Annotated in this window: 22 protein-coding genes and 1 pseudogene; 12 read left to right on the forward strand and 11 right to left on the reverse strand. The window is 53.8% G+C overall.

Translation table 11 applies throughout. The features are described from left to right. Positions 1-780 precede the first annotated feature (780 nt). The 5 genes and pseudogenes from E4S61_RS19245 to E4S61_RS19265 all read left to right on the forward strand — a co-directional run bounded on the left by E4S61_RS19245 (position 781) and on the right by E4S61_RS19265 (position 5307). Complete coding sequence (locus E4S61_RS19245; RefSeq protein ID WP_135305567.1) at positions 781-2028, forward strand: orc1/cdc6 family replication initiation protein; 1248 nt, start codon at positions 781-783, stop codon at positions 2026-2028. A 169-nt stretch (positions 2029-2197) separates the two neighbouring features. Next, a pseudogene (locus tag E4S61_RS26810) lies at positions 2198-2983 on the forward strand (DUF6036 family nucleotidyltransferase). A gap of 213 nt (positions 2984-3196) precedes the next feature. Further along, complete coding sequence (locus E4S61_RS19255; RefSeq protein ID WP_135305568.1) at positions 3197-3460, forward strand: hypothetical protein; 264 nt, start codon at positions 3197-3199, stop codon at positions 3458-3460. A gap of 1163 nt (positions 3461-4623) precedes the next feature. After that, positions 4624-4917 carry a PTS sugar transporter subunit IIB gene (locus E4S61_RS19260; protein ID WP_135305569.1) on the forward strand — a complete coding sequence of 98 codons (294 nt, stop codon included), beginning with the start codon at positions 4624-4626 and terminating at the stop codon, positions 4915-4917. 12 nt (positions 4918-4929) lie between these two features. Then, positions 4930-5307, forward strand: a complete 378-nt coding sequence (locus E4S61_RS19265; protein WP_135305570.1) for a hypothetical protein — start codon at positions 4930-4932, stop codon at positions 5305-5307. Between the two features lie 16 nt (positions 5308-5323). Here the strand turns inward: E4S61_RS19265 and E4S61_RS19270 are convergent, their stop codons facing one another. Together E4S61_RS19270 and E4S61_RS19275 are read right to left on the reverse strand one after the other, a co-directional pair. Beyond that, positions 5324-5767, reverse strand: a complete 444-nt coding sequence (locus tag E4S61_RS19270; RefSeq protein WP_135305571.1) for a PTS sugar transporter subunit IIA — start codon at positions 5765-5767, stop codon at positions 5324-5326. 3 nt (positions 5768-5770) lie between these two features. Further along, on the reverse strand, positions 5771-6043 hold the full coding sequence (locus E4S61_RS19275; RefSeq protein ID WP_135305572.1) for an HPr family phosphocarrier protein: 273 nt from the start codon (positions 6041-6043) through the stop codon (positions 5771-5773). A 98-nt stretch (positions 6044-6141) separates the two neighbouring features. On the opposite strand from E4S61_RS19275, the gene E4S61_RS19280 reads away from it, so the two are divergent. Beyond that, a complete protein-coding gene (locus E4S61_RS19280) occupies positions 6142-6822 on the forward strand; it encodes a class II aldolase/adducin family protein (RefSeq protein WP_209309564.1) in 681 nt (226 codons plus the stop codon). Between the two features lie 33 nt (positions 6823-6855). Here the strand turns inward: E4S61_RS19280 and ptsP are convergent, their stop codons facing one another. From ptsP to E4S61_RS19295, 3 genes are all read right to left on the reverse strand, one after another. Further along, positions 6856-8565: a phosphoenolpyruvate--protein phosphotransferase gene (ptsP, locus tag E4S61_RS19285; RefSeq protein ID WP_135305573.1), complete on the reverse strand. Its 1710-nt coding sequence runs from the start codon at positions 8563-8565 to the stop codon at positions 6856-6858. Between the two features lie 153 nt (positions 8566-8718). Beyond that, complete coding sequence (locus tag E4S61_RS19290; RefSeq protein WP_135305574.1) at positions 8719-10188, reverse strand: PTS transporter subunit IIC; 1470 nt, start codon at positions 10186-10188, stop codon at positions 8719-8721. Positions 10189-10333: 145 nt separating this feature from the next. After that, the gene (locus E4S61_RS19295; protein ID WP_135305575.1) at positions 10334-11650 is read right to left on the reverse strand and encodes a beta-ketoacyl-[acyl-carrier-protein] synthase family protein; all 1317 of its coding nucleotides are present in this window, start codon (positions 11648-11650) and stop codon (positions 10334-10336) included. 500 nt (positions 11651-12150) lie between these two features. Between E4S61_RS19295 and E4S61_RS19300 the strand changes: the two genes are divergently transcribed. From E4S61_RS19300 to pdxA, 3 genes are all read left to right on the forward strand, one after another. Further along, positions 12151-12915 carry an IclR family transcriptional regulator gene (locus tag E4S61_RS19300; protein WP_135305576.1) on the forward strand — a complete coding sequence of 255 codons (765 nt, stop codon included), beginning with the start codon at positions 12151-12153 and terminating at the stop codon, positions 12913-12915. Between the two features lie 352 nt (positions 12916-13267). Next, positions 13268-14515, forward strand: a complete 1248-nt coding sequence (locus tag E4S61_RS19305) for a four-carbon acid sugar kinase family protein (protein WP_135305577.1) — start codon at positions 13268-13270, stop codon at positions 14513-14515. Positions 14516-14580: 65 nt separating this feature from the next. After that, positions 14581-15585 carry a 4-hydroxythreonine-4-phosphate dehydrogenase PdxA gene (gene pdxA / locus E4S61_RS19310; protein WP_135305578.1) on the forward strand — a complete coding sequence of 335 codons (1005 nt, stop codon included), beginning with the start codon at positions 14581-14583 and terminating at the stop codon, positions 15583-15585. An 8-nt stretch (positions 15586-15593) separates the two neighbouring features. On the opposite strand, the gene E4S61_RS19315 is transcribed toward pdxA, so the two are convergent. Both E4S61_RS19315 and E4S61_RS19320 read right to left on the reverse strand, forming a co-directional pair. After that, complete coding sequence (locus tag E4S61_RS19315) at positions 15594-16376, reverse strand: SDR family NAD(P)-dependent oxidoreductase (RefSeq protein ID WP_135305579.1); 783 nt, start codon at positions 16374-16376, stop codon at positions 15594-15596. A 117-nt stretch (positions 16377-16493) separates the two neighbouring features. Continuing rightward, positions 16494-17195 carry a cyclase family protein gene (locus E4S61_RS19320; RefSeq protein ID WP_135305580.1) on the reverse strand — a complete coding sequence of 234 codons (702 nt, stop codon included), beginning with the start codon at positions 17193-17195 and terminating at the stop codon, positions 16494-16496. A gap of 665 nt (positions 17196-17860) precedes the next feature. On the opposite strand from E4S61_RS19320, the gene E4S61_RS26575 reads away from it, so the two are divergent. The 3 genes from E4S61_RS26575 (at position 17861) to E4S61_RS19330 (ending at position 19335) form a co-directional block, all read left to right on the forward strand. Beyond that, the gene (locus tag E4S61_RS26575) at positions 17861-17995 is read left to right on the forward strand and encodes a hypothetical protein (RefSeq protein WP_280663820.1); all 135 of its coding nucleotides are present in this window, start codon (positions 17861-17863) and stop codon (positions 17993-17995) included. 20 nt (positions 17996-18015) lie between these two features. Further along, positions 18016-18150, forward strand: coding sequence for a hypothetical protein (locus E4S61_RS27015; protein ID WP_449405170.1), 135 nt, complete (start codon positions 18016-18018; stop codon positions 18148-18150). Positions 18151-18378: 228 nt separating this feature from the next. Next, positions 18379-19335, forward strand: coding sequence for an ArdC-like ssDNA-binding domain-containing protein (locus E4S61_RS19330; protein ID WP_245180865.1), 957 nt, complete (start codon positions 18379-18381; stop codon positions 19333-19335). 751 nt (positions 19336-20086) lie between these two features. Here E4S61_RS19330 and E4S61_RS19335 read toward each other — a convergent pair. The 4 genes from E4S61_RS19335 to ppsA form a co-directional block, all read right to left on the reverse strand. Beyond that, positions 20087-20647 (reverse strand): TATA-box-binding protein, encoded by a 561-nt coding sequence (locus tag E4S61_RS19335; RefSeq protein ID WP_135305660.1) that lies wholly within the window; start codon positions 20645-20647, stop codon positions 20087-20089. A 76-nt stretch (positions 20648-20723) separates the two neighbouring features. Further along, positions 20724-20888, reverse strand: a complete 165-nt coding sequence (locus E4S61_RS19340; protein ID WP_135305581.1) for a DUF1931 domain-containing protein — start codon at positions 20886-20888, stop codon at positions 20724-20726. A gap of 55 nt (positions 20889-20943) precedes the next feature. Further along, positions 20944-22905: an archaea-specific SMC-related protein gene (locus E4S61_RS19345; RefSeq protein WP_135305582.1), complete on the reverse strand. Its 1962-nt coding sequence runs from the start codon at positions 22903-22905 to the stop codon at positions 20944-20946. Positions 22906-23005: 100 nt separating this feature from the next. Then, on the reverse strand, positions 23006-25297 hold the full coding sequence (gene ppsA / locus E4S61_RS19350; RefSeq protein WP_135305583.1) for a pyruvate, water dikinase: 2292 nt from the start codon (positions 25295-25297) through the stop codon (positions 23006-23008). Positions 25298-25832 lie beyond the last annotated feature (535 nt).

The raw sequence follows: 25832 nt of genomic DNA on the forward strand, positions 1-25832 counted from the left end.
GTGGATTGCGGGTCCACCACTCGAAGTTGCTGAGTGGGACATTTACGACTGTTAGATTTCACCGGTCTAGAGACTCTAGCAACTGTATTCATTCTAGTGGCTGTTGCTGTTGTTATTCTCTGTTTGTTCCTAGTTTACTAGTCTAGTAACTAGTACGGACACACCTAGTTCCGAGTTAGTACAACCCTCTTAGCCAGTCACCCTGTCAACATTCCCCCAACTAACTCGGAATCAGGTGTGTGTCTCTAGGCATTCGTCTCTAGGATTCGATATACAGAGGATGAGACTCAGTCTTCACTCGTGACATCCTACTCTACTAACTCGGAATCTGGTGTGTGGGTGCAAATCCCCTCGGGACCAGTCCGAGGTCTTCACCGCGACACCGAGAACTCGGTCTGATTCGTCGCACTGTGCTTACTCGTTCCACTCTACGGATATCCGAACCCTCTCAAAACTATCTCTCCCTAGTGATTGAGCTTGGTCAAACTCTATTCGGATTATTTCACTCTAACTCTCACTTTGAAAACTAACTCGGAATCGGGTGTGTCTTTGTTTCGTCGACTGTGCCAGTGTCAATGGATTTCCAACAACTATTTGCATCAATGTGGGAATCGCTCTCAACTACCGTCCTGACACCTCTAACTCGGAAATAGGTGGGTCTACACTGGATTCAAAGTTATCCTCTCTTCCTTTCTCACGGTCGAATTCACTGTGTAGAGACCATCTCTAACTCGGAGTCAAGTCCCAAGGCTTTTGATGTGGTTTGGTGAAACAACCCTCATGGACGGTAACGAGAGCGGTGACCTGGAGGAGCCTGATGAACTCTTCCAGACCGTCGATGAAACCGGAGGGGACGATATTTTTGCGAATCGTGAACTTCTCAATATCGACCACGTCCCCGACGAGAATCGAATCGTCGGCCGGGACAAACACATCACGGAACTCGCGAACGAGGTCGGCCCTGCGGTGACTGGCTCTCCCCCCAACTCTGTCATTCTGTATGGAAAAACCGGCTCTGGGAAGTCACTCGTCGCAAACCACGTCATGGAACGTGCTCGGAATGAAGCTGACCGACGGGGAAAGCGGTTAGCGACGGTAACAGTTGACTGTGCGCAGGCGAAGGGGGAAGCCGACACGATCCAGACGATCGCCGAATCGATCAACAAACCATCCTCTGGTGTGAAGGTACCGACACGAGGGATTTCTACAAACGAGTATTATAACCGTCTCTGGAATATCCTCAACCAAGAGTACGACGCAGCACTCATCACACTTGACGAGGTGGATCGGCTCGGCGACGATAACGTGTTGATGCTTCTTTCCAGGGCTCGCGAAGCCGGGAAAGTCGACGTCCCTATCGGCATCATTTCCATCTCGAACAAGGTGAATTTCCGCGAGCAGATGACTGAACGGGTCAAGAGTAGCCTCGGTCATAATGAAACCATCTTCGACCCGTACGATGGCGAGCAGCTCCGGGAAATCCTCGAAAACCGCAAGGATGCATTCCACGACGGGGTCCTCAATCCCGGAGTCATCCCGAAAACGGCTGCGTTGGCAGCCCAACGGCACGGTGACGCTCGGAAAGCGATTCGTCTCCTCCGTCACGCAGGTGACTACGCCAAAAACAATAACATCGGTGAAGTAACAGAAGATCACCTTGAACTTGCCCAAGAACAAGCCGAAGTCGAACGGCTGAAAGAACTAATCGCCGGGCTTCCACCACACAGTAAGTACATCCTTTACGCGCTCGCAAATCTCACTAACAACGCCGAAGACAATGTCTGGTTCCGGACGACTGTTATTTACGATATCTACAAGAAGGTCTGTAACGTCGAAGGGACAGACACGCTCACGACTGATACAATTCGAGGGTTGCTCAGTGAGCTCGCATTCCTTGAGGTGACGGAATCGAACCAAGAACACGGTGGGATGGGCAAGGGGACCTACAAGGAGCATCGTCTCCTCTGGGAACCCAATGTCGTCTTCAAGATGGATCCTGATCCAGCGCATGTCGACATTGACCAGTAGCTCACTATCGTCCACACCCCCGTTATCGAAGTGAAAACACCAGTGAGGATGTTTATCAACTTAAATCTCAGACCGGTAGCTGGGCTACTCATCTGGACTGACAGGTTCCTTATATCTTGATTTGATTTTGTCGCCTTCCCGCCACTGCCAGTAGTAGTACCGGTTTTCGTTGATACAGACCGATAGCGCATACCTCCGTCTTCAGGCGGGGCTATCTAAACCGCTCACCGTCTACCTGATTGGTGGTGGCGCGATGTCGCTGCGCGACCTCAAGGGGGCGACGAAAGATATCGACCTGGTTGTCCCGGATGGCGACGCGTACGGCCAGCTGTGGGCCGTTCTGATGGACCTCGGGTATGCGGAGGTCCAGTCGTTGGATCCAGATTATCGGGCGCTGGGCGCGACCAGCTGCGTCGAGAACGACGATGGGTGTCGCCTCGACATCTTCAACCAGCAGGTCGCGAACAAGCTCGTGCTCACCGACGGGATGCAAGAGCGCAGCGAGCCGTTCCTCAGCACGGATCGACTGACGGTCCGGCTGGTCAGCAACGAGGATATCTTCCTGTTCAAACTAATCGCAGGCCGCGACGACGACATCGAGGACATGAATATGCTTGTGCAAGCCGGCCTCGATTACGACGTCGTCTGAGATGAACTCGAAACCCAGATCGAACGCCTGGGTGACGATCAGTTCGCCACGTTCGCGAACGAGGCCCTGGTCGAACTCGAGGAGCGGTACGGGGTGACCACGCCGATCGAAGACCGCGTCCAGGAGCTCACGAATAGGTACTACCGGGGGCTCGAAGTTCTCCAGGCACTCGACGAGCCGATGACCGTCGACAAACTGGCCGCTGAACTGGAGCTGGATACCGACGAGGTTCACGACCGGATCGCGTATCTCTCAACGTTCGACCGGGTCCGTCGAGATGGTGATACAATTCGTCCCGTGGAGTAGTACGGTTACGACTACGCACCATTCCCCGACGCCGAGGGCGTCTGCCAGTTCATGATCGCACCGAAGCTGCCGACCTGACCGCGTTCTTGATCGAAAAGCTCCGGACAGAGTGGTGTGTCGCTAACCAACACTCCGGTGGCTATCTCGTCGGCTGTTGGTTAGTCGGTTTTTCTGAACCCCTACTGGAGTGAGGGGGCGACCTCCCGTGACACGATGAACGAGACGATTCCAGATTACGAACGATTCGAGCGCCGCCAGCTAGCCACCGACCGCGACAGAGGAACGGATCCACTGTGTATCGACGAGTCGCTCGCACACGATCTCGTCGAGGACCTCCGTGCCGAGGGAGTAGTCGACGCTATCCCAGCGGAGCAGCTGCTCGCTCATTTGCCGTCGAGAGGAGTCTTCGAGTCGAATCAAGCGCTCGCGTACTTCCATATGGGGTTGGCAGTCGCAAGAGTACAGGACAAGGCGTAGATTCAGATTGACGATTCCTGCAGCTTGAGAAATGAGTACAGACCCGTGCTGAACGATTAGTGAATGCATGTGGCCAATTCTGAATAGAGAAATAGCAGATACGAACACAAAAATTCACTATATGGATTTATAAGCCGACGAATGATAGCAGATACATTGACATTCCTCTAAAAGTGCATACAGATGGGGCAATTAGGTAATATATACTAATGCATTTTCAAAATTTGCAGCAATATCTGGCATTCAATCCTTACATTGGCTGCTATTCGGCTATTTCCCCTCGATATAGATCTATAACCTCTGAAATACAAAAGCTAGCAGAGATCGCACCTCGCTTAAGTGAAAAGCTGAAACCACAGATAAGACAGAGAATGATGATTGGCAGTATAAGATGACTGTATTAGCTCTCTGTACGCTCGCCCTATTTTTCGGTATTTGCCGGCTTGCGCTTAGTTCAGTTGTTCCTGACCTCGCGACGGAGTTTCACACGTCCAATAAGTTGATCGGCGGGGCATTAACCGGGATGTGGGTAACATATGCCCTGACGCAATTCCCGAGCAGGATTCTCACCGATTTGGTGATAAATATCTTATTCTCATTTCGGTGGCGGGCACCGGTCTTCCGGCATTGCTTATCGTTGCTGCTCCAACGTTCGGTGTTTTTGTCTTAGGTGTCATCCTTTTACGAGCTGTCGCTGGACTTCACTATAGCGTCGCGACGGCGCTCATTACGCGGATATACGGCGGGATTGGGACCGCTATTGGGATCCATAATTCTGGGGCACTGCTTGCTGGTCTCTTAGCTTCAGTCGTTGTCTCATGGATTGCGGTCAGTTCGGTTGGCGGCCCGCGGTGGCGCTTGGGACGCTCGTTGCGATTCCGACTGCAGGATTAGTTGCGGCCGGAATTCGTCGTCTGAATCCCGCCAACCTGATCAGCCGATGCGCGACCAGGTCAACCGTGATGAGATCACAGAGATTCTCTCTCTTGTCCAGCGGTCGTTTTTACAGGCGTCATCGCAATCATCGTCGGATTCTCTTGATAGTGACTCACATCATTTCTTCCCGCGTTCTTCTTGCAATACCACGGCTACTCGCAGACGCTCGCAGGAATCCTTGGCGTTCTCCACAAAAGATAATAGGATGGAAATAGATGAGATGAACGATGCCGTACAAAGTACTAGCGGCCTGTGGTAGTGCATCCGCAACTTCCTCAGCTGCAAAGAGTAAACTCGAAGAGAACATGACCGACTACGGGTTCAATAAGAACGAAATCAGCATTTCTACCGCGCGAATCGGAGAGCTGCCGAGTCAGATCGATAATGCTGACGCCGTCGTCATCATGTCCGGTAATGCGCCTGACCTCGACAGCGACGTCCCCATCATAGACGGAGTGAACCTCATGACTGGATTCGGTGAAGATGAGGTATACGAAGAACTGGCCAACGAACTCAAATAGATCTCCAGTAGCATGGGACGCAAAGTTCGTTGTCACGTCACTGTCGAAGATCCGTCCTCGTTTCTAGCCGAGGTGAGACAGTGTTTTACCGACAACGAGTACGAACTCGATAGAGCAGGTAGCGATTCCGTCCTAATCTTCACTGCGGGTAGTCCGGCTTGGACCGTCGTCGGTACTCACAGTTGGAAGAAAACCAGCCGAACCGTCATCGTTTCGACCAGCACTGACGACAAGACAATAGCCGGAAACGTTGAATTTCTCTATGACGTCTCTTGGCTCTCAATCCACTACCGCCCGCAGGGAAAGGTGCTTACGGAGTTAGAGGAATTCCTCAGCTCGATGGGATACGGCGACCTCACGATTCACCATGAATACGAATCCGTAGTCTGAACTCTGAGTGAGCGAATCAGAGACAGGCATTTCTGATTTTAGCAACAATTTCGTCGCCGTTGCCGGCCTGAACCTCTTCGTAGAACGATTCCTCTTGGAAGAGAGGAACGAGGTTTGAGAGGAATTCCGAATAGCCATCAGTGTCTTTGACGACCAGTAGTAACACGAGTTCGGTGTCGACTGTTTCGTCGGGAGACTCCATACTGTTGAAGGCGACCGATGACTCTGGGAGGCCGACGATCAGCGCCTGCTCAGTGACTAAGTCTGCATCGGCATGTGGAATGGCGACACCGTAATCTAGCGGCGGGATGTAAATTCCAGTGGGGTATTCCACTTCCCGATCGAGGAGCGCTTCGCGATACGCATCCGTCACGTACTCGTTAGACTCTGCAACAGAGACAAGCGATTCGAGGGCTTCAGTCGAAGAATCGGCACCAAAATGAACGATGTCTGTTTCCATTTTCTAGGCCTCCGATTCGAGTTCGAAGTCATCACGAACGAGGGTTGCTAACCTCTCAACGGCTGCGTCTTCGTCGTCACCGTCTGCAGTAATGGTGATCTCATCACCCTCTTCAGCATTCAGTGAGAGAATCGCAACGCTGCTTTTTGCGTTAGCGGTTGCGCCATCAGCGTGGATCTCTATTGACGCGTCGTATTCCGATGCCGATTGGACGAACACAGACGCAGGTCGAGCATGCAATCCCTTTTCGTGCGTTAACGTGACAGTCTTTTCCATGGGTAGTAACGTCGTTACCCAGTTTTGTATCCTCCATAATATACGTGTTGCAACTCGTACGCGGATCGTCGCATTGGAATCACGAATTCTTATATAGAATGGACAAGTACCTGAATGACGTTATGGCGGAAGAGCTAGTCCTCGGTGAAGAGCGTGCTGCAGTTGCAAAGTTCGGCCGTGAAATGTTAGACAAGGGATTGACGGAAGGCGTTGGTGGCAATCTCAGTCAGCGAGGTGCGGATGGGAAAGTGGCAATCAGTCCATCCGGAATCCCCTATGGACGAATCGACGCAGAAGACGTCCCTATCGTCACAACGGACGCTGAACACGTCGAAGGTGAACTCGACCCGTCAAGTGAGACGCCGATGCACACAATGATCTACCGGGAACGCCCGGATGTCGGGGCGATAGTCCATACTCATTCGCCGTATGCGACGACGTTCGCTGCGCTGGGCGAGGAAATACCGGCCTCACACTACTTGGTGGAATTCGTTGGCACTGAGATTCCTGTTGCAAAGTTTGACCTGCCAGGATCTGAAGAGTTGGGGCAGCATGCTGTCGATGCGCTCGGCGATGAGTACAACGGATGTCTACTCCAAAACCACGGGGTCATCGCGGTCGGAGATACTGTCGAACACGCGCTCGAAACCGCGCAGATGATAGAGTACACTGCGCGAATTCACTATCAGGCACGCAACATCGGCGATCCGATAGTTCTAGATGACGAAGAAATCGAGGCCCTCATCGAAGGCCTCGATGAGTATCGAAACCTCAAGTAGTCCGGCAGTAGTCCGTAGCCCTATTTTCCGTTTTCAGGACCACTCGTCGATTAGCGACGCCACTTCCGTAGAACTCGACGCGGCGAGTGCGTCGTCTGCCAGCGACTCAGCAGCCTCGTCGTACAATCCGTCGACAACCGACTTCACTTCAGGAATCGTCACCGCACTCATGCTGAGTTCGTCGAGACCAAGACCGACAAGCAACGGCGCCATCTTGGGGTCGCCGGCCATCTCACCACACATTCCGACCCAACAATCGGTAGCGTGGGCCGCTTCGATAACTTGCTTGATAGCGCGCAGAACGGCGGGTGAGAGCGGGTCATGTAGCGACTCCACGCGCTCCTCTTCGCGCGAGGCAGCGGCGATGTACTGCGTGAGGTCGTTAGTACCGATACTAAAGAACTCGACACGGTCGGCCAGTTCGGGAGCAAGAAAGACAGCTGCCGGTGTCTCGATCATTACGCCGAACTCAGGAATCGCGTAGTCTATACCCTCTGCATCGAGTGTTTCTGCAACAGACTCGACGACCGCCAAGACCTCGTCTAATTCCTCTACCGAAGCGACGAGAGGAAACATTACTGCAAGGGCGTCTCCGTGTTCGGTCGCCGCGGCGCGTAGAAGCGCCCGTATTTGTGTCTTGAACAGCTCCGGGCGCGCGCCGGGAGCCAGTCGCACCCCACGGAGACCGAGGAAGGGATTCGTTCCGGCTTCGACATCGAGATAGGGGACGGGTTTGTCGCCACCCACGTCGAGTGTCCGAACGAGGACTCGCTGCCCATTGAACGTCGAAAGCGCTCGTTCGAAAGCTTCGAACTGTTCTTCCTCAGTGGGCGGAGCGTCACGTTCGAGGAAGAAAAACTCGGTACGGAACAGGCCGATCCCATCAGCACCAAAGTCGGCCGCACTCTCGACGGCCTGCAGCGAGCCGACGTTCGCGGCGACTTCGACCTGGTGATTGCCGATAGTTGAGACGCGGTCATCACGGACCTCTGCTGTTTCGTTTGCTTGTGCATTTTCGATAGCCTGTTCGTCCGGACTTCGAACGACTTCACCGTTGGTGCCGTCGACAAGTAGTGTCTCGTCATCAGCGATAGCGTCGAGACTATCGCCAGTGCCGACGACTGCCGGAATCCCCAGTGACCGAGCGACAATGGCGGCGTGTGACGTTCGACCGCCTTCAGCCGTGACGAAGCCTGCGACCTCATCGGGATCCAGCGCGACCGTTTCGCTCGGCGTGAGACGCTCTGCGATGATTACGACGCCGGGAGGGACATCACCGAGACCAGCATCTTCTTCATCAATCAGTTCTCGAAGGAGCCGATTTCGAACGTCACGTAGATCATCGGTTCGTTCGGCCATCCGGCCACCAGTCGCAGCGAGCTGTTCGATCGATTCCTCGAAGGCATCAGCGACCGCATGTTCAGCCAACGATCCCGACTTGATAGCGTCTCGTGTTGCGTCAACAATAGTCGGGTCGTCGAGAAACTGCTTGTGTGCTCCGAAGATATCCGCTTCTTCCTCACCGACCTGTTTGCGGGAGCGTTCGCGCTCAGCATCGAGCGCATCGTGGACTGCCTGCCGAGCGGTTTCGTATCGTTCGAGTTCTGCAGGAGGGTAGACTTCGTCTTCGTCGGCCTCTGGTGGAAGGGCTATACTGTCATCGTATCTCCACGCAGTACCAACGCCTGTCACTGGGGTCGCACCGGTACCACTGATACAGTGGTCGGAATCAGCGGTAGTCATGGCTGAACCCACCAGATGATACGGTTACACGACGGTGCCCGAAAAGAGGTGTCTCTGGTCATCTACGGATATCTCTATCGGAATCTCCAATAATAAAATGAGCGGATTCGGAGTCCTGTATACCTGAACAGCAAACTCGGAATCTGCTATCCGTTAGTCGTCGCTCGGGGTAGCGGCGGAGTCTGGTGTTTCGACCGTGCCCGAGTCGGTTTGCGCAACTTCTTCCGGCATGTTTCGCGTCCAGAAGTAACAGGCGAGAGCGAGCGCCGCCGTACCGAGTCCGAAGGCGACCGTCCGAATACCGACGCTTCCAGGTAGTGCAAGGGGTGAGGACGCACCCAGAATCCACCAGTGACCACCTTTTGCGAGTGCAGTCACGAACTCCGCACTGGTGTCGACATCCGATAGACTACCGCTGATTCGTCCCATTTCGGTCATGTAGGGCGCCAAGTATGACGCTGCATACGTGATGATCGTAGTCAGAAGCGCACCGTTAATCACCGTTCTGACGATATTCCCGTTACTGATCGCAGCAGCCCACATACAGGCGAACACTGGGATGCCCACGAGGTCCCCAAGCGGCATAATTTGGACGCCAGGAAGGAATGCCAGCATCACAGCGTACGGGGCGATGAGGAGTCCAGAGACGACTGAAGGCGTGTCAGCAAGGCCGATCGGACCAGCATCAATCCCAATGTGGATCTCGTCTGCGTTGAACCAATCGCTGTTCTCGAAGTAGTCGGACGCTTGATCTGCGATTGGCTGGATACCTTCAATGAGGAGGCCAACCATACGCGGCAACAGCGTCAGCAGCGCTGCGACGAGCATGGCCGTGCGGAAGATAACCAGCGGCGGTTCCATCGAAACCACGCCGATGAACAGGCCAACCATGAAGCCGATCACAATTGGCTCACCGAATACACCAAAGCGGTCTTCCAGTGATTCGGGGTTTACTTCGACGGACCCGATGACCGGGACCCGCCGAAGAACCTTGTCGATAGCAAATGCAAACGGGGCCTGTGCGACACTCTCAGTATGTGGAAGGCTTGTTCCCGGAACACCGAAATATTCCTGTCCGAGTTCGGCCGTCCAATCGGCAAGAAGTAGCGTGATGATTTCGGCGATGATTCCAGCTGCGATAGCTAATACCCAGCTCTCAGTGATGACGTAGACAATACCTGCGTTAAACGCCCAGTGCCAGAAGTTCCAGACGTCTGCATCGAATGTCCGCGTCAGCCCAGCAAAGAGCATAATTGCGTTGACGGCAAAGCCGATAGGAATCATCAGCACTGTTACACCCAATGCCCAGGTGAAACCGGAGATCGGAGCCCAGCCTACGTCAACACCCCGGAGGTTCAAGCCATATGCTTCAGAAAGTGCCTGAATCGTACTTCCGATCGGCCCGAGCGTGTAGCCAAGTACCGCGAAAATGCCGATGAATCCGACACCGACGAGCAGTGCCAACTTGAACGACTTGCGGGCTTTGACTCCGAAGAGGAGGCCGAACGCGAAGATTATCAGCGGCATCAGGAGCACTGGTCCCATCGCCGAGATCACTTCCTGTAACAACTGAGCAGCCCCGACTAAGCCACCCGACTGTAGCAGCATCAACTGGTCTATCATGATTATGCTTTCAGATTGAGGAACTGTGTGTTGATACTTAAAGTTTTCTCATGAAAGATTATTTCATCGAATTGGGTTAGAATATTCGAAGTGGTTCGTTGTACAAGCGACGGATATCCAGCTGTGAGAACACTTGCAACTCTCATCAACGCAGTTCAGATTCGATATTTCCCTCGGAATTAAACGAAAGTTGAGTCAGTTCTCCAATCTCTACATTGTCCCTCCCTCGAAGTTCGTCGGCCACTGGTTTCGAAACCTGCAATGTATCGGGTTCCATCGTATTCTGGATGCGAGCGATTCGGAGATTCTCTGGGTCAGGTGTGCCAGTCGTCGATGCCGCTAAGACAAACATCATTGCGTCAGATGGAATCAGAAACGGGATTTTCGCGCGGTTCGGTTCACCGCTCGTAGCGATGTTGACGTACATGTCCGTTAGCTCAATCGACTCAGCAACGTCCTCATGGGCGAAATCTGCGAGTCCGACCCCGAGTGCATTTCCGTGCGATGCGGGGGTTAGTGAGCGAACGTATACTCGTGTAATCGACGGTGAATCCGGTTCCGCTTGGTTATGAAAATTGACCCGGCCAATGACATTGGTATCGAGTCCGGTACCGCTGATATCTTTGCCGAACTCGTCGACGATAAGAAGATCGAGGTCGTCGACCGGCAGCGTCGGGAACAGTTCTTCAGAACGCTCCAATAATTCCGGTTCGTGAGTAAGAATTTCGTCTGCTGGGACCCCTTCAATGACACCCGCTCGCTCGTTCGCGTTTTCTAGCAGGGCCAACCCGCCTACAATATTCGTCTCTTCAAGCAGGATTTCTGCTCGTTCGGGAATTACGTTTTCGAATCCACGGTCGAGGGCTGCGTTGTGCATCACCTCCGCACCGCGGTGTTTCCCTAATCCGACGACTGCCATCTTACAAAGGCCACTCTCGACAGCGCCATTGTAGTCAGTATGTAATTTCACTCGATTTGCCAGCAGTACCGCGTCTGCATTGAGGGCGTCGACAGCAGCGAAGACCGGTTTACCGCGCTCGTCTTCGCCGACGGTGTTAACGTCCATAGAAGACCGGATTTCACAGCCGACCGACGTTTCGGTGATACCCAGAGAGTTGAGCATCTCTACTTGCCCTTCAGCGGTAGCCCCACCATGGCTCCCCATTGCGGGGATGATATACGGCTTGAAGCCTCGATCCGATAGTTCAGTAACCACCGCTTCAAGGAATGCCGGCATATCATGGATACCACGCGAGCCCGCAGTGATAGCAATCTCTGCCCCCATTGAGAGCGTATCGAGCGTGGAAATATCGTCTATCGCTTCCGTTGCTGCTGCCTCTAAGTTTCTGACTCGTGGGGGGTCTCGATGGCGCTTGACGTACGCGAACGGCGGAAAATCGTCTGGGCTGACGTCGTTGACCGCTCGTAAGGTATCTGATTGGGGAACCGACAACTCAACCATTACATTTACTGCATATTCCTAGTGGGTAATGAAAGTTAAGGAGATGACCTCCAACAGCAGTGGAACGACCGATGATCAGCAGGGTTGGTAGCGTAAACGTCTCTATCGTTCTTGGCGAATTGCATTCGGTACAACCACCTGATTTCGTCTGACGTCGATTTCTGTTTGATAATATCTAATGGCGAGGTTCCTTCACGCAGATAGACCTTCGTGATTCATTTGGAATGTTGCTTAAATGGACTGTGAATGCATATTTCGACACTATTACGGTGAGTATAGGTCAAGAAGACCACCGATACATCCTAGCAAACTAGGACTCTCGTGAAACGGTAGGGAACAGCCAACCAGTCAAATAACAGATGTACTGATGTTACATACTTCCGTTTGATAATATCTAATACTTTTCGTCAACACAACTGCCGATGCCACTGTTAGTAGAAGCAACACAGACTCAACTAGGACAGCGTTAGTTATATTGTCATGAGTAGATTAGCCGAAACATGGCCAACGGACCCCCCAAACGTCGCATCAATGCCGCCGAAAATACGTTCGCTATTATCGATTATATCCGAGAACACGGCAATACGACTCTCCCCGAACTCGCTGCCGAGCTCGACTTGACAAAAAGCACGGTGCATACGTATTTGGCAACGATGCTTGATCTGGGATATCTACGGCAAAACGATAATACGTACAGTCTTAGTCTGAAATTTCTCGATTTGGGAGAGGCAGTCCGTCGTGATACCGGGATTATCACAATTGTGCGAGAGGGACTTCGGGACATCGTCGAGCAAACGGATGACATTGCGTGGTTCATCGTCGAAGAGGCTGGAGAGGCTGTGTTCGTAGAGAAGGCGCTCGGAGAGAACGCCGTCCAACCATACGGTAGTGTGGGGAAACGGACGACTCTTCACGACATCGCTGGGGGAAAGGCGATCCTCGCCCATCTACCTGAAGATAGAGTCAGAGAGATACTCGATGAACAGGGGCTAACGAAACGAACCGAGAAAACGATCGACGACCGAGAAGACTTCTTTGATAATCTCCAGCAGATCCGAGAACAGGGATACGCAACGAACGACGGTGAAAACGTCGAGGGCTGGCGGGCCATTTCGAGCCCGATTCTGTACGAAGACGAAGTCGTTGGTGCAATTGCTACTTCCGGCCCAGCACATCGGCTCCGAGCTGAGCGATTCAACGAACAGATTCCGGAGATAGTCATGGCCACGGCGAATGAAATCCAATTGCAGATGCTTTCTCGATAGCTGGTAAGAGACGTTAGCGCGGCGATTGTGGGATAGTAAGTTGGCTCTGTCTGGGTTGGAGCAAGTTCCGGAGCAAATCTAGGTGACTGCGAAAGACCTATTTCTCTCAGTGAAGTCCACCCAGTATGTCACTCAGTAGGATCCACACAGAGAATTTCACCCTGTGCCGTTCGTTCCGGGCTCTCGAGAAACTTCCAATCGTTTGTCGTATCGACGCTTTCCTGCCTTCTGGACGACTCGAACACCGGCACCACTTCCACGATGTTTCATCCGGTGTCCAGGAAGGGTTACAGACTAGTCGTCATCTGGGTGTGATCCCAATTTCATCACTGATTCGGTGGTTCCAGAACTGATGTACGAGGCGCTCGTAATCGCCGACGATATGACAGGGGCAACGGATACTGGACAGCAGTTCGCTACCAGAGGCTACACTACGAAAGTTACAGCCCAATCACAGTCTAACGACACTATCTCGAATCTCGGACAATCGACTGAGGTTCTCGTCGTAGATACGGATTCGCGAACAAGTGAGGAGAGCACGGCATACGATGCTGTCTCCAGTGTTATTGACTGTTGTCCGGCAGCGACCATCTATAAGAAAGTAGATTCGACGCTCCGTGGAAATGTCCTTCCAGAGATTGAGGCTGTTCTTGATCAGACGAGTTCGGACATCGTTGTCATTGCGCCAGCGTTTCCAGCCAACGACCGAGTCACAGTCGGCGGCTATCACCTCGTCGACGAGAGACCGATTACATCTGCTATGGACTATCAAGCCCGCGAGTCGCCACCCACAACGTCACACATTCCGACGCTTCTGAGGGAATCGGCTTACCCTGTTACACATATTCCAATCGAGATCATCGATGAGGGAGCCGACGCTACCGCGGCAGAGCTTGACGCTATTTCGACCGAATCGCCGACACTAGCTGTCTGTGATGCCCTCTCGGCAAGGCACCTCGATGTAATCGCTACTGCTGCTGAACGAGTGGGTACGGACAGCTACGTTGGAAGTGCTGGCCTGGCAGCACACGTCGAACTCTCCAACGCGCCGACAACACAGAATCGAGTACTCGGAGTCGTTGGGAGTACGAATGAGCGGACGCTCTCACAATTGTCGGCGCTCCCTGACGACTGGGTTACCTATCTCGATTTGAAACGGGCGCTTAGTGCACCGGAAGCAGCTGGACGTGAGACCGGACAACATGCGGAACGGGCGATGCAATCGTCTAATATCGCTGTTATCGCGTCCATCGATCCAACTAACGATATCGACGCGTACCGACTAGGAAGCGAGCTTGGATACGACGAGATGGCTGTTCGGAGTCGAATCGGAACTGCACTGACGACAGCTGCCGAAGAATGTTGGCAGACGACATCCCCCACTGGGCTCTTTGCTACCGGTGGAACGGTCGCCAAACAAATACTGGACAGGCTTGATATCGATACTATTGAACTAACTGGTCAAGAGGTCGAGGCGGGGATTCCAGTCGCTCAATTCGACAATGCGGCACAAGAGACTGTCCGTCTTGTAACCAAAGCTGGCGGATTCGGTGACGCTGGGACGATACTGAATTGTTTGGACTCCCTCCGGCGCATTTAGTGGCAACCCTAGGACGAGTTCTGACTACCGGAACAAATTTACGTACCCCTTGCAGATAATTTCGCATGTTGACTGAAAAGCCGCTTGTAGCGGTGACAATGGGCGACCCTGCCGGAATTGGAAGCGAAGTAATCGTGAAAGGTTACACAGATGCTTGTCAGTTCGCACGACCGGTCGTCATCGGTGACGCGTCTGTCGTCGAGCGTGCAATAGACATCTGTAATAGCGATCTCACTGTCGAGGTAGTTGAGACTCTCGATAACCCGAGTGTATCCACCGATGCGATTTCAGTCGTTGATCTAAGGCTCATAGACTCAGTAGAACATGGGGAACTCCGGGAGGAATACGGGACTGCGAGTCTGGCGTACGTCGAGCGCGCTATCGAGGCGGCACAGGCTGGAACCGTCGACGCCATCGCAACGGCACCGATAAATAAGCAGGCGACTCGGATGGCTGGCAGCGAGTACGCTGGCCACACCGGTATGCTCGCAGATTATACGGATACGGACTCTTATGCGATGATGCTAGTTGAAGACGCCCTCCGAGTCAGCCACGTGAGCACGCACGTCTCACTTCGAGAGGCGGTCGATCAGGCAACGACTGAGAACGTTCTCGATACTATTCGTGTTACCGACGAAGCACTCCGTCAGCTTGGTATCGACGAACCAACGATAGCAGTTGCCGGTCTGAACCCCCATGCCAGTGACGGCGGGCTACTTGGGTCCGAAGACGACGAAGAGATTCGGCCTGCTATCGAGCGAGCGACCGACGCAGGAATCGATGCAGTTGGGCCTGAATCTCCCGATGCGGTATTCAAAGCCGGTGCACAAGGTGCGCACGACTGTGTCGTCGCGATGTATCACGACCAGGGCCATATCCCAATCAAGATGCTTGGACTGACTTCCGAGAGTACTGTCAGTGGGGTGAACGTGACTATTGGGCTTCCCATTATCCGGACGAGCGTCGACCACGGTACCGCTTTCGATATCGCTGGGCAGGGTATCGCGGCTGAATCCAGTCTCGTTGATGCTGTCGAGATGGCTGCAGAACTCGCCGAGAACGGAGAGTAGGCCGACGGTCAGATAATCTGCCAGCCGCCGTCAACCATGATGATCTCGCCAGAGATGTACGCCGCATCGTCACTGGCAAGGAAAAGAGCCGTTCCAGCGACATCTTTTGGATATCCGGCACGGGAGAGGGGAATCGGCTTGATGAAGTCTTCATCCTGTGCGGCTTCTGGTGCCTCTTCAGACCAGTCCTCAATAAACTCCGTCGCTATCTGACCCGGACCGATACCGTTTACTCGAATATCGTGTTCCGCGAGTTCGAGTGCAGCACCTCGTGTAATCATCTTCACTGCGCCCTTCGTCGCATCATACTGTATCTGCTCTTTCTGCGCGTCCCAGGAACTGATAGACGCCGTGTTGATTATCGATCCCGAGACATCTCGGTCAACCATATCCTCTGCGGCGGCTTGACAGCCAAAGAAGACGCCACGGGCGTTAACACCGAATATCTTGTCGAACTCAGACTGAGTAACAGAGAACAGATCACCACCAACGAACAGCCCGGCATTGTTGACCATTACATCTACACCGCCGTATTCCCGTGCTTCTTCGACCACCGCGACGAGGTCATCTGGATTTGAAACATCCGTTTCGACGTATTCTGCATCGCCACCGTCCTTGCGGATTCGTTCGTGAGTCGGCAACTCAGCGTCTTTCGGTTCGCTATCGATATCCGCGTTCAATACCGTTGCTCCTGCCTCGCCGAAACGCCGAGCAATTTCCCGACCGATTCCCGACGTACCACCGGTAACGATAACAGTCTTACCATCGAAATCTGCAGTATAATCTGGCATAGCCAATATCGGATTTTTACTCCACGGTATTATAGTTCGTGTTTGTTCGGCCAATACAGTAAGTCATCGCTCTATAGGCTGAACGTGATGAGTGCTTGGAGATTGTCTCAACGAGGCTTATAACATGGCGAACGCACGAACGGAGCCCCCGCCAGTCCCCTGATAGTTGAGGGGAGTATAACAGAAGAACGCACGGCGGGAATCCTGTCCGTCGAGAACTGTGTCAAGATTCCGTAATTCCTCTATCGGGATAATATCATTTTCGAGGAGCGGGAGATGGGATTCGTCAGGTTGCACATCCGTTGCTGGACCATGTGCAGGGGCCTCGTCAACCCACCCACCGACACTCGCTGTGTCAATCCCTACAGCTTTGGGGGATTGTGACGCTAGATACTCTGCCGCCTCTCCAGTGAGAAACGGGAACTCAAAGAGATACTCTGGTGTTCGTCCGTAGTGTTCATCCCATCCAGTGTGAAGCATAACAACGTCTCCAGATTGAATCTCGGACTCATACTGTTCAATTTCAGACTTCGTGATTCCGTTCTCTGGTTCCTTGGGCGCAAGATCAAGGACGACCCCTTCACCCATGAATTTCTCGATAGAAAAATCGTCGAGTGTTCTCCCTTCTGGAATAAAGTGTCGTGGTGCATCGACATGAGTGGCGGTATGTGAAGCCATTTCAATACGCTCCATGGTAAACCCATCCCGTGCGGCCCAGTCAGTCTGCTCGCACCGAACTGGCTCGAACGTTGGCCATGTCGGGATACTCTCGTCAATCGGATTACTCAAATCGACAATTTGGTCAGGTGACTCAAACATCGCTCAGTGCTGGCGGTTCCAACTGCATAAATTTTTCTTGGTAGCATTGTTTGAGGCTGGTCAATTTCTAATCCTCTCCATCTGACGATTGATGGTCCTATTCGCATATTTGAGAGATATGAGCAACCTTTCGAATAAAACCGCCTTATCTAAATCTATCAATAGATCCTATTGGGAAATATGTGGCCACAAGATATACTCTGGACACAAAAATCTCGATATAGATTTACTATCCCTCCCAATACAACCCTTTTGCAGATAAATCTCTGTTGTAATATGCAATATCTTTTCAACAAACGGATATTAAATGTATATGGGGGGTAAAATCCCGGAAATAATGCTGTGATAGAAATGTATTGACTACTGAAGGACAACTTGTGTGCTTACATCCTTATCGGCGCCCCTTCTGCAGTGCGTCATCAAGATCCTTCCAGAGGCTCAACTGCTAGCTCATTCGCTGTCAAGAATCGTTTTTAATCGGAGCAAGTTTCACGTACTTCTACGTGGGCTGGGCGGCTGCAAGCGAGTAGCCTCACTGCAATTTCTCTCACAGAAGACGTGCCGTCTCAGTATGTTAATTAAACGAAATGTTTATATTCATGGCGATTAATCACAACAGATTGGTGGGTGAGAGTGTCTCACGGGGTGTGTTAGGAGGATCGAAGATGGACAGGGTCCTCGATATGTTCGCAAAGTGCCAGCGGCGCTTGATTCTGTTCGCCCTCCCAGAGGGAGCGACGAAACACGAGTCTGACTTCGTGTTTCGTGGTGCAGGCAGTCAGATGACCCGCACTCACTGATCCATACCCACCTCCCAAAGCTGGCTGAGGCGGGCTATATCGAGTGGCACCGAGAAACTGGCGAGGTCTCGAAGGGGCCCCGGTACGACGAGATCGAGCCACTTCTCGATTTGATCGAAAACCACGTAGACGAATTGCCTCCTAACTGGCCCTAACCTGTCTTCAAGAAGGATCGAGCAGCGATTGTTTCTTGCCCTACAGCGGGTTCTGATCCTTCCTCTAACAATGCGTCCAGCTAGTCTCTCGATTACTTGTAGTCAGCACTGAGCGTTCGCTGTTCAGTAGCACCGCAGTCTCTCACCGCTAATACGCGCAACAGCGTGGATTTTCTGCCCCCCAGGGAGTGCGGGGGCGCACCCGAGAGTGCGTCCCAATACAGACCAATGGCGACGATGCAAACCGACCTTCCCGACGCAGCGACATCTAGCCAGCAAACCACGCACTCCTTCGACGATTCGGACACCCGAGCCGACGATATGCGCGACCAACTCGATACGTGGGTTGAAGACTTCGCCGAGCTGACTGACGAGGCCCAGGCCAGCGAACAGTTCCAGCAGTGGCTGGAGGTCCAGTCGATGTTCCACGATTACTCGGCCCGGAACACGCTGCTCATCCAGTTGCAGTGCCCCAACGCAACCAAGGTCGCTGGGTACAATACGTGGCAAGCAGAGTTCGACCGACACGTCCAGCAGGGCGAAGACGCCATCTGGATTTGGGCACCCATCATCACCAACAAGTGCCCTGAGTGTGGCAACTCACCCTCGTATCACGCAAATACGGACTGTGAGTACGACAAGACCGACCCCGACGAGTGGTCACGCGGGCTAGTCGGCTTTCGGCCGACCAGCGTGTTCGATATCTCTCAGACCGAGGGGGAGCCGCTGCCCGACCTCGAAACCGAAGCCTATGGTGATGCAGATGGCCTCGTCGAAGACCTGTTGGCTGCAACCGACGCTATCGGTGTTGATGCGACTATCGTTGCTTCCGATGAGTGGAAGCATGGGTCGGCACGCGGGGTGTGTGAACGGCGGAGTCCGACGACGACGAACCCGGTCGTAGAGGTGATCGACCTCGAGAACAGAGCAGATCTTGCGAGCACGCTCATTCACGAATTTGCCCATGCAGCCATGCACTTCGAGCGTGAACCCGGTGAGGAGAAATCCCGCTTGGAGGTCAAGGCAGAGGCGGTGGCCTACATCGTCAGACCCACTAAAGAGAACAGTAATAAGCGACAGCTGGAGAAGCGACCGAAACCGGGGGTTGCTGAGTGCGGTGAGCAGTACCGCCCGAATACGGGTATGGAAAGTTCGGCGCTGATTAGAGGGCGAGTCATTCGCTGAGGTCGGTTTGATACTCATATTGGGGTTTGCTACTGATTGCTCTGGTTGGCTGGCGATACTACTGGTTACCCTGATTACCCCCACGAGCGGGCCGCGTCACACGCACCCAGTCACCGCGGAGGCGATCTCGTCTAAACCGGTGTCAGATTTATTTGAATTTTGATGTCGTAGCTATCGTGAAACCAACTCCAATCTCAGTGAGATTCACAAGTGGGTAGATAAAAAATGTATCGAGTGGTATTGGTTCAAGTCTATATTAGCTCTACCCCCCTTTAGGGGGTAGAGCAAATACGGATATTCCCCGATGACCAGAAAGCCGTGGTTCGTAGACGCGACACTAGTTTCATTTAGATTACTCTCTTAGCAATCAGTCCGCTTTAGAATGTATTTTTATCCTATAATTCTCCCACACACCAAGCCGCTCTCACTACTAGTGAAGTCTAACTCAAGACGTGATTTTGTCTGCCTCTGATAGGCGAGAGGCTTATAATGAATAGCGACCAGCAGCAGGCAACCGTCGAATACTAATGAGACAGTCATTAACTGGCGGACTGGTCTCTACAACACATCCTGAGACGGGCCCGCCACTCCGCTGAACGGATGTCAGAAGCTGTGAGTGGATAAATTAGCGCATAATAGTACCCCAGTTACGAATAGTAGTGAAATGAAGCGAGTAGCAGTCGCTGTAAGCGTCGCACGCGAAACTCTATTTCCCCGCTATCATACACAGCGACCATTTTATCGCAGAAACTCACTCCAGTAACCCGAGATCAGTGAGTCGATCTTCGATTACCGAGAGTGCGTCTTCGGCATCGGTCAACTGCTTGCCACCCGTAATGACGAGTTTCCCGCTGCCGAACAGCAGTGCCACGACATCCGGGTCATCGAGTCGATAGACAAGTCCCGGGAACTGTTCTGGTTCATACTCGATGTGCTCAAGGCCGAGTCCGATTGCAATCGCATTCAAATTTAGATTCGCGCCCAGATCAGCGCTCGAGACGATATTCTGGATATCGATCGCTGGTGAGTCGTCAACCTCGACGCCCAAGCTACGGAGTTCATCAAAGACCTCTCCGAGGGCAGTCTCAACATCGTCTACGCTTTTCGCCCCGGTACACACCACTTTTCCCGAGCGGAAAATTAGCGCCACGGCCTTGGGATCGTGCATCCGATAGACCAATCCGGGGAAATTTTCCGGATCGTAGTCACTTCCATCGAGATCCATGGCGAGTGATTCGAGAGCCAGTTCCTGACCAATGTCGCTCGACGCGACGACATTTTCTACCGCAATTGACGCTGCTGAGAGACTCATTGTAGTACCGTGCTCCCACACACCTCTTAAAACAGGGCCTGATCCAGCGCGGACGAGACAAAATTTCGAGTGTGCCTTAGAGGTCGCGTGCCTGGACCGTCTTTCGGTCGTTAGCTTCAGCACGCTCGGCAGCGTCTTCGAGTAGTTCAGCGACCTCCGCATCAAGTGTCTCATAGAAATCCGCCGAGACATTGTGCTCCGACAGTGCATCCTTCACCGCTGCTTTGACAATGAGAGACATTCCAGTAGGGTCTATTCGAGTCCCCTATATAAGAGTTTGAGCTGTGAGTTGCTGTTCAGATAGCAGTAACCCGATTCACGTTGTCGTCCAGCGCCTGCGCGTCTTCCGGGAGCAGGGCAACCACGAGATACTCGGCATAGTCCTCGAAGTACTCGACGAGTTGGGCGATCCGGGCCGAATCGATCGCTTCCAGTGAATCCAACAGCATGAACGGGACCGTCTCGTAGAGGTCGTGAACGAGATAGCCAGCGAGCGCGAAGATGAGTCCTGTCACCTCGCGCTCACTCTCGCTGAGATGCGCAACCGTATCTTCGTAGGCCGCCCCGTTTTCCGTCGTTCGGACAATGTGGAGATCGAACGCCGTCTTATCGACTTTCCGGCGGCCCTCACGCACGGTCTGTTCGACACGTTCGATCCAGATCCGGTCGAGGTTCTCGTAGTCTAGAATCTCGAGCATCGCGTCCATGTGTTCGTTGAACTCATCGACGGCGTCGGCTTCGATCTGGTCGATCTTCGTCCGCTCGTCGGTCAGCTGTTCGAGTAACTCGTCGCGTTCCTCTCGGAGGTCGTCGGCTCGGTCGAGCATGTCTTCAATCTCTTCGATTTCCTCGGTGATTTCCTCTAGATCAGATTCTAGACTGTCGATCGCGAACTCCAGCTGGTTGGCTTCTTTGTGGAGCGACAGCACCTCTTCGAAGTCATCCGACTCGAGATCGTCGACGTCGGCTTCGAGCGATTCGACGTCATCGGTCAGTTCTTCACGTTGGGATTTGAGCGAGTCGAGTTGCGCGTCGCGGCTCTCAATTTCATCCTCGATATCGGTGAGCTTACGCTCGATTTGCTCACGCTCGTTTTGCTGCTGTTTGGCTTCGCGCTGGGTGGCCTTCAGCTCTTCCAGCTCGGACTTGACATCGTTGAGCTCCTGTACTAGATCTTGACGGCGCTCCTGAAGACGCTCAACAGTGTTCTCGATTTGCTCACGTTCGACCGTCGACCCACACGTCCAACAGGTAACCGAATCATCGTCATTACCAAGCAATTCGTCAGTCGGCGACCCAGATGACTCGGATTGCTCAGAATCGTCGAGCGTTTCGAGAACCTCGTAGTCCTCATCTTCCAATCGCTCTTCGTTGTACTGGATAAGACTCTGAAGATCCGAGATCTGGGAGTTCAGTGTTTGCCGTTTCTCGCGGAGCTGTTCGATTTCGGTTTCAAGGTGCTGGTGATCGCCCATCGGCGTCTCGGGCAGGTCCTCGAGTTCGTCTTCAAGATCACTTCGCTCCTGTTTGAGTGAGGAGATGCTCTCGTTTTGTGTCTCGATCTGGCGACGCGTTGATTCGAGGTCTGAGCGTGTCGAGCGAAGGTCGTCAAGCTTCGCTTCTAACTCTTCCTGATCCTCCCGACTCGACTCGATATCACGGTTACTTTCATCTAGCTCAGCTTCTTTTTCCTCGAGTTCGTCCTTCTTCTCCTGTATCTGTTCTTGTATCTGGTTTCTTCGTTGTTCCAGTTTCGGTATATCCGTTTTTCTGTCTTCGATAGTAGCTAGTTCGTCATTGATGTCGTCTTTTTCACCCTCTAATTCGCGTATTCTATTTTTAATGTCGTCGATGTCCACGGGACGCATGATGATTTCGCGAAGGTCGTCACCTTGGGCAACAGACTGGCGTGCTTCGTTAGTCTCCAGCAGGAATGCGAAGAGATCGGCGACCTCGGGGTCGTCAAGGTAGCCGTCACCATCGAACGCGACTGCATCACCGGCACGAGTGAGTGTCCGTTCGTAGGTCTCGCCATGGATGTTCAATTGGATGCGTCCTTCATCGGCATCGCCTTTGAGTGTCGCCTGATTGCTTCCCATAGCCGCCATGATAGATTGGAGGAATGACGTCCGGTTGGTCGCGTTCTTACCGGTCAGGACAGTTACGCCGGGTGGAATCGAAACCTGGGTACTGTCGATACCGCCGATGTTCTGGACGGTGAATTCTGCTGTCTGTGAAACCTGTTCCGAGGTGGGCATACATCACGGAATGAGTTCCATCTATTAAAATCCTATATCGGGAGCTGGAGTGTGGGTAGATAGAATCGCACCCACTAATCTCGTAGCCCGCTGAAGGGACTCAGTCTCGAACGGATTCGAGGATGAGCCGTTGTTCAACGCGCTTGGCCTCGCGCTGGGCGTCGTGGACGGCGTCGACGTTGACGCTGATGGAGGTGATACCTGTATCGACCAGTTCCTGAATCATGCGGGGCTTCGAGGCCGCCTGTCCGCAGATACTTGTCGCGACGTCGTACTCCCGGCACGTCTCGATAACGTCGTGGAGCAACCGCATCACCGCCGGGTGGAGTTCATCGTAGCGGTCGGCGACAGTCCCGTTGTTGCGGTCGACGGCGAGCGTGTACTGCGTAAGATCGTTCGTCCCGAAGGAGACGAAGTCCAATCCCGTCTCACACAGTTCTTCGATGCAGAGGGCGCTAGCCGGCGTCTCAACCATCACCCCCCAGTCGCGCTTTTCGGGGTTGATACCGGCTTCCCGCATCAACGATTTCGCCCGCTGAACGTCCTCAGCGTCGTTCACGAGCGGGAGTATCAATTCGAGGCTGTCGTAGCCCATCTCGTAGAGTTTCTTGAACGCACGCAACTGGAGTGTGAACGTCTCCGGCTCGTTTAACGAGCGGCGGATACCGCGGTAGCCGAGCATCGGATTGTGTTCGCGAGGTTCGTCGTCGCCACCCTCCAGTTGACGGAACTCGTCGGTTGGTGCGTCGAGCGTGCGAATGCGCACCGGTCGGGGGTAGAACTCCTCGGCCACTGTTCGCATCGAGTCGGTCAGGGTGTTTATAAACGCTTCTTCGCTATGATCTTCGACGTACTGCTGTGGGGTCTTATTCGTCGAGAGCACCATGTGCTCCATGCGGAGTAACCCCACGCCGTCGGCCCCGGTCGCTGCCGCCCGTTCCGCGGCCTCGGGGATGGAGACGTTGACTTTGATGTCAGTCGCTGTCATGGGCTTGCTACCCTGTCTCCCTGCTCGCGGCACCATTGACGAATCGCTGTCAGCGTCGCCGTTGTCGGTGGGCGTGCGGTGGCCGTCGGCGACGACACCGCGGTTGCCATCGATGGAGACGACCTGATCGTCGATAAGAGTCTGAGTCGCGGTCTCCGAGCCGATAACCGCGGGCACGCCTAACTCGCGTGAGACGATTGCGGCGTGGCTCGTCATCCCGCCTTCGTCGGTGACGAGCGCGCTCGCTCGCTTCATCGCCGGGACCATATCGGGCGTGGTCATCTCCGTGACGATGATGTCGCCCTGATTGACCTTGTCGAGCTGGTCTAATGTCCCGACGATGCGAACCGACCCGGTTGCTGTCCCCGGACTTGCGCCGAGGCCGTCGACGAGGACGCTCCCATCGGGTGAGCTGTCATCGCTGTCGCCACCACTGTTCTGCGTGGCAGCCCCATTGGTCTGCTCGTCGATGGTCGTGATGGGTCGGGACTGCAGGAGAAAGACGCCGCCATCGTCGATAGCCCACTCGACGTCTTGCGGTTGGTCATAATGATTTTCGACGAGTTCACCCAGTCGATGGAGGCTGTCGAGTTCTTCATCGTCAAGAACGCGCTCGGTTTGTTTCTCGTCGGGAACTGACTTCTCGACGGTCTCACCGGTTTCGTTGTCCTTGACGTGCATCGTCTTTTTGGTGGCGACAGTCACTGTCTCGACAGACTCCGCCTCTCGGTCGTAGGTATAGTTGTCGGGTGAGACAGCGCCTGAGACGACGGCTTCGCCCAGACCCCACGCGGCTTCGACGGTTATCTCGGGCTCGCCGGTCGAGGGGTGGCTCGTGAACATCACGCCGGATTTCTCGGCATCAACCATGCGCTGGACGACGACGGCGATGTCGACGGCTTCGTGGTCGAAGCCCTGTTCGTCGCGGTAGTAGATCGCCCGCTGGGTGAACAGTGACGCCCAGCACCGTTTGACCTTTTCAAGGAGATCCGCGCGGGAGACGTTGAGGAACGTTTCTTGTTGCCCGGCAAAGGAGGCGTCGGGCAAGTCTTCCGCCGTGGCCGACGAACGCACTGCAACAAAGGGATTGTTCTGGAAGTCATCGTAGGCGTCGAGGATGTCAGATGCGACACTCTCGGGAAGGTCGGTGCCGAGGATGAGTTCCCGCGCTCGCTGTTCGGCAGTGGCAAGGGCTGTCGAATCTTCACCGTCAACGTCAGTAGCTTCGAACAGTTCCATGGCGATGCCGGCTTCTTCGATGAACGTGCGGTAGGTGTCTGCAGTGACGACGAACGCCGAAGGGACGGGGAGGCCAGCGTCTCGGAGTTCGCCGAGGGAGGCTCCCTTTCCGCCAGCGGTATCGACATCGCTCGTGCTGATTGCGCTCAGCCAGGCTACGGGCATGTACGCGTCTGTTGTTCATACCGTCATATATAATCAGTGGGTCTATTATCGTGTCGCTTGGAGTTTCTATTGTTGATTTACTGTCTCGTCCTCACGTCGATGCCTGCTAGTCGAGCGTGTGTCGTCGGGCCTGCTGTCGAACGACGTACGACGCTGCGATGAGGCCGAGAGCTGCGAGAGAGTACTGGACCTCAGTCGAGCCGAGACCCAACATGGTCAAGCTGAGGGTGAGGAAGGCGACGACGGCGGGGACGCGGAACGAGGGCTTGACGCTGGTCGGATAAACCGGAGATCCAAGAACTAGAACAGGTTGATACCTGGAATCCGGTCCAGACAATGGAGAGACGAGCTGGTAGAAGGGGAGCGAAACGTCACGAGGACGCCGCTTGCGGCCATCACAAACGCGACTCCGACCCACGAAACTCAGTCTAGTCGGTTGTCCGAGCAAACGTCGCCAGGAGCGTCTCGTTCTCCCTAAGAACAAAGAGGATACGCCGCGCTCAGCGAACTGACAGGCATCGTGGTGAAGATAGCC

Source organism: Haloarcula amylovorans (assembly GCF_004681185.1).
Lineage (GTDB): Archaea > Halobacteriota > Halobacteria > Halobacteriales > Haloarculaceae > Haloarcula > Haloarcula amylovorans.

Excerpts from the sequence above, each read along its gene's own strand:
- E4S61_RS19260 (WP_135305569.1), top strand. The coding sequence starts at position 4,624 with ATGCCGTACAAAGTACTAGCGGCCTGTGGTAGTGCATCCGCAACTTCC.
- E4S61_RS19345 (WP_135305582.1), bottom strand. The coding sequence starts at position 22,905 with ATGCCCACCTCGGAACAGGTTTCACAGACAGCAGAATTCACCGTCCAG.
- E4S61_RS19315 (WP_135305579.1), bottom strand. The coding sequence starts at position 16,376 with ATGCCAGATTATACTGCAGATTTCGATGGTAAGACTGTTATCGTTACC.
- E4S61_RS19245 (WP_135305567.1), top strand. The coding sequence starts at position 781 with ATGGACGGTAACGAGAGCGGTGACCTGGAGGAGCCTGATGAACTCTTC.
- E4S61_RS19290 (WP_135305574.1), bottom strand. The coding sequence starts at position 10,188 with ATGATAGACCAGTTGATGCTGCTACAGTCGGGTGGCTTAGTCGGGGCT.
- E4S61_RS19275 (WP_135305572.1), bottom strand. The coding sequence starts at position 6,043 with ATGGAAAAGACTGTCACGTTAACGCACGAAAAGGGATTGCATGCTCGA.
- E4S61_RS19265 (WP_135305570.1), top strand. The coding sequence starts at position 4,930 with ATGGGACGCAAAGTTCGTTGTCACGTCACTGTCGAAGATCCGTCCTCG.
- E4S61_RS19295 (WP_135305575.1), bottom strand. The coding sequence starts at position 11,650 with ATGGTTGAGTTGTCGGTTCCCCAATCAGATACCTTACGAGCGGTCAAC.
- pdxA (WP_135305578.1), top strand. The coding sequence starts at position 14,581 with ATGTTGACTGAAAAGCCGCTTGTAGCGGTGACAATGGGCGACCCTGCC.
- E4S61_RS19330 (WP_245180865.1), top strand. The coding sequence starts at position 18,379 with ATGGCGACGATGCAAACCGACCTTCCCGACGCAGCGACATCTAGCCAG.
- E4S61_RS19305 (WP_135305577.1), top strand. The coding sequence starts at position 13,268 with ATGTACGAGGCGCTCGTAATCGCCGACGATATGACAGGGGCAACGGAT.
- E4S61_RS19255 (WP_135305568.1), top strand. The coding sequence starts at position 3,197 with ATGAACGAGACGATTCCAGATTACGAACGATTCGAGCGCCGCCAGCTA.
- ptsP (WP_135305573.1), bottom strand. The coding sequence starts at position 8,565 with ATGACTACCGCTGATTCCGACCACTGTATCAGTGGTACCGGTGCGACC.
- E4S61_RS19320 (WP_135305580.1), bottom strand. The coding sequence starts at position 17,195 with ATGTTTGAGTCACCTGACCAAATTGTCGATTTGAGTAATCCGATTGAC.
- E4S61_RS19340 (WP_135305581.1), bottom strand. The coding sequence starts at position 20,888 with ATGTCTCTCATTGTCAAAGCAGCGGTGAAGGATGCACTGTCGGAGCAC.
- E4S61_RS19335 (WP_135305660.1), bottom strand. The coding sequence starts at position 20,647 with ATGAGTCTCTCAGCAGCGTCAATTGCGGTAGAAAATGTCGTCGCGTCG.
- E4S61_RS19270 (WP_135305571.1), bottom strand. The coding sequence starts at position 5,767 with ATGGAAACAGACATCGTTCATTTTGGTGCCGATTCTTCGACTGAAGCC.
- E4S61_RS19280 (WP_209309564.1), top strand. The coding sequence starts at position 6,142 with ATGGACAAGTACCTGAATGACGTTATGGCGGAAGAGCTAGTCCTCGGT.
- E4S61_RS19300 (WP_135305576.1), top strand. The coding sequence starts at position 12,151 with ATGGCCAACGGACCCCCCAAACGTCGCATCAATGCCGCCGAAAATACG.
- ppsA (WP_135305583.1), bottom strand. The coding sequence starts at position 25,297 with ATGCCCGTAGCCTGGCTGAGCGCAATCAGCACGAGCGATGTCGATACC.
- E4S61_RS26575 (WP_280663820.1), top strand. The coding sequence starts at position 17,861 with ATGGACAGGGTCCTCGATATGTTCGCAAAGTGCCAGCGGCGCTTGATT.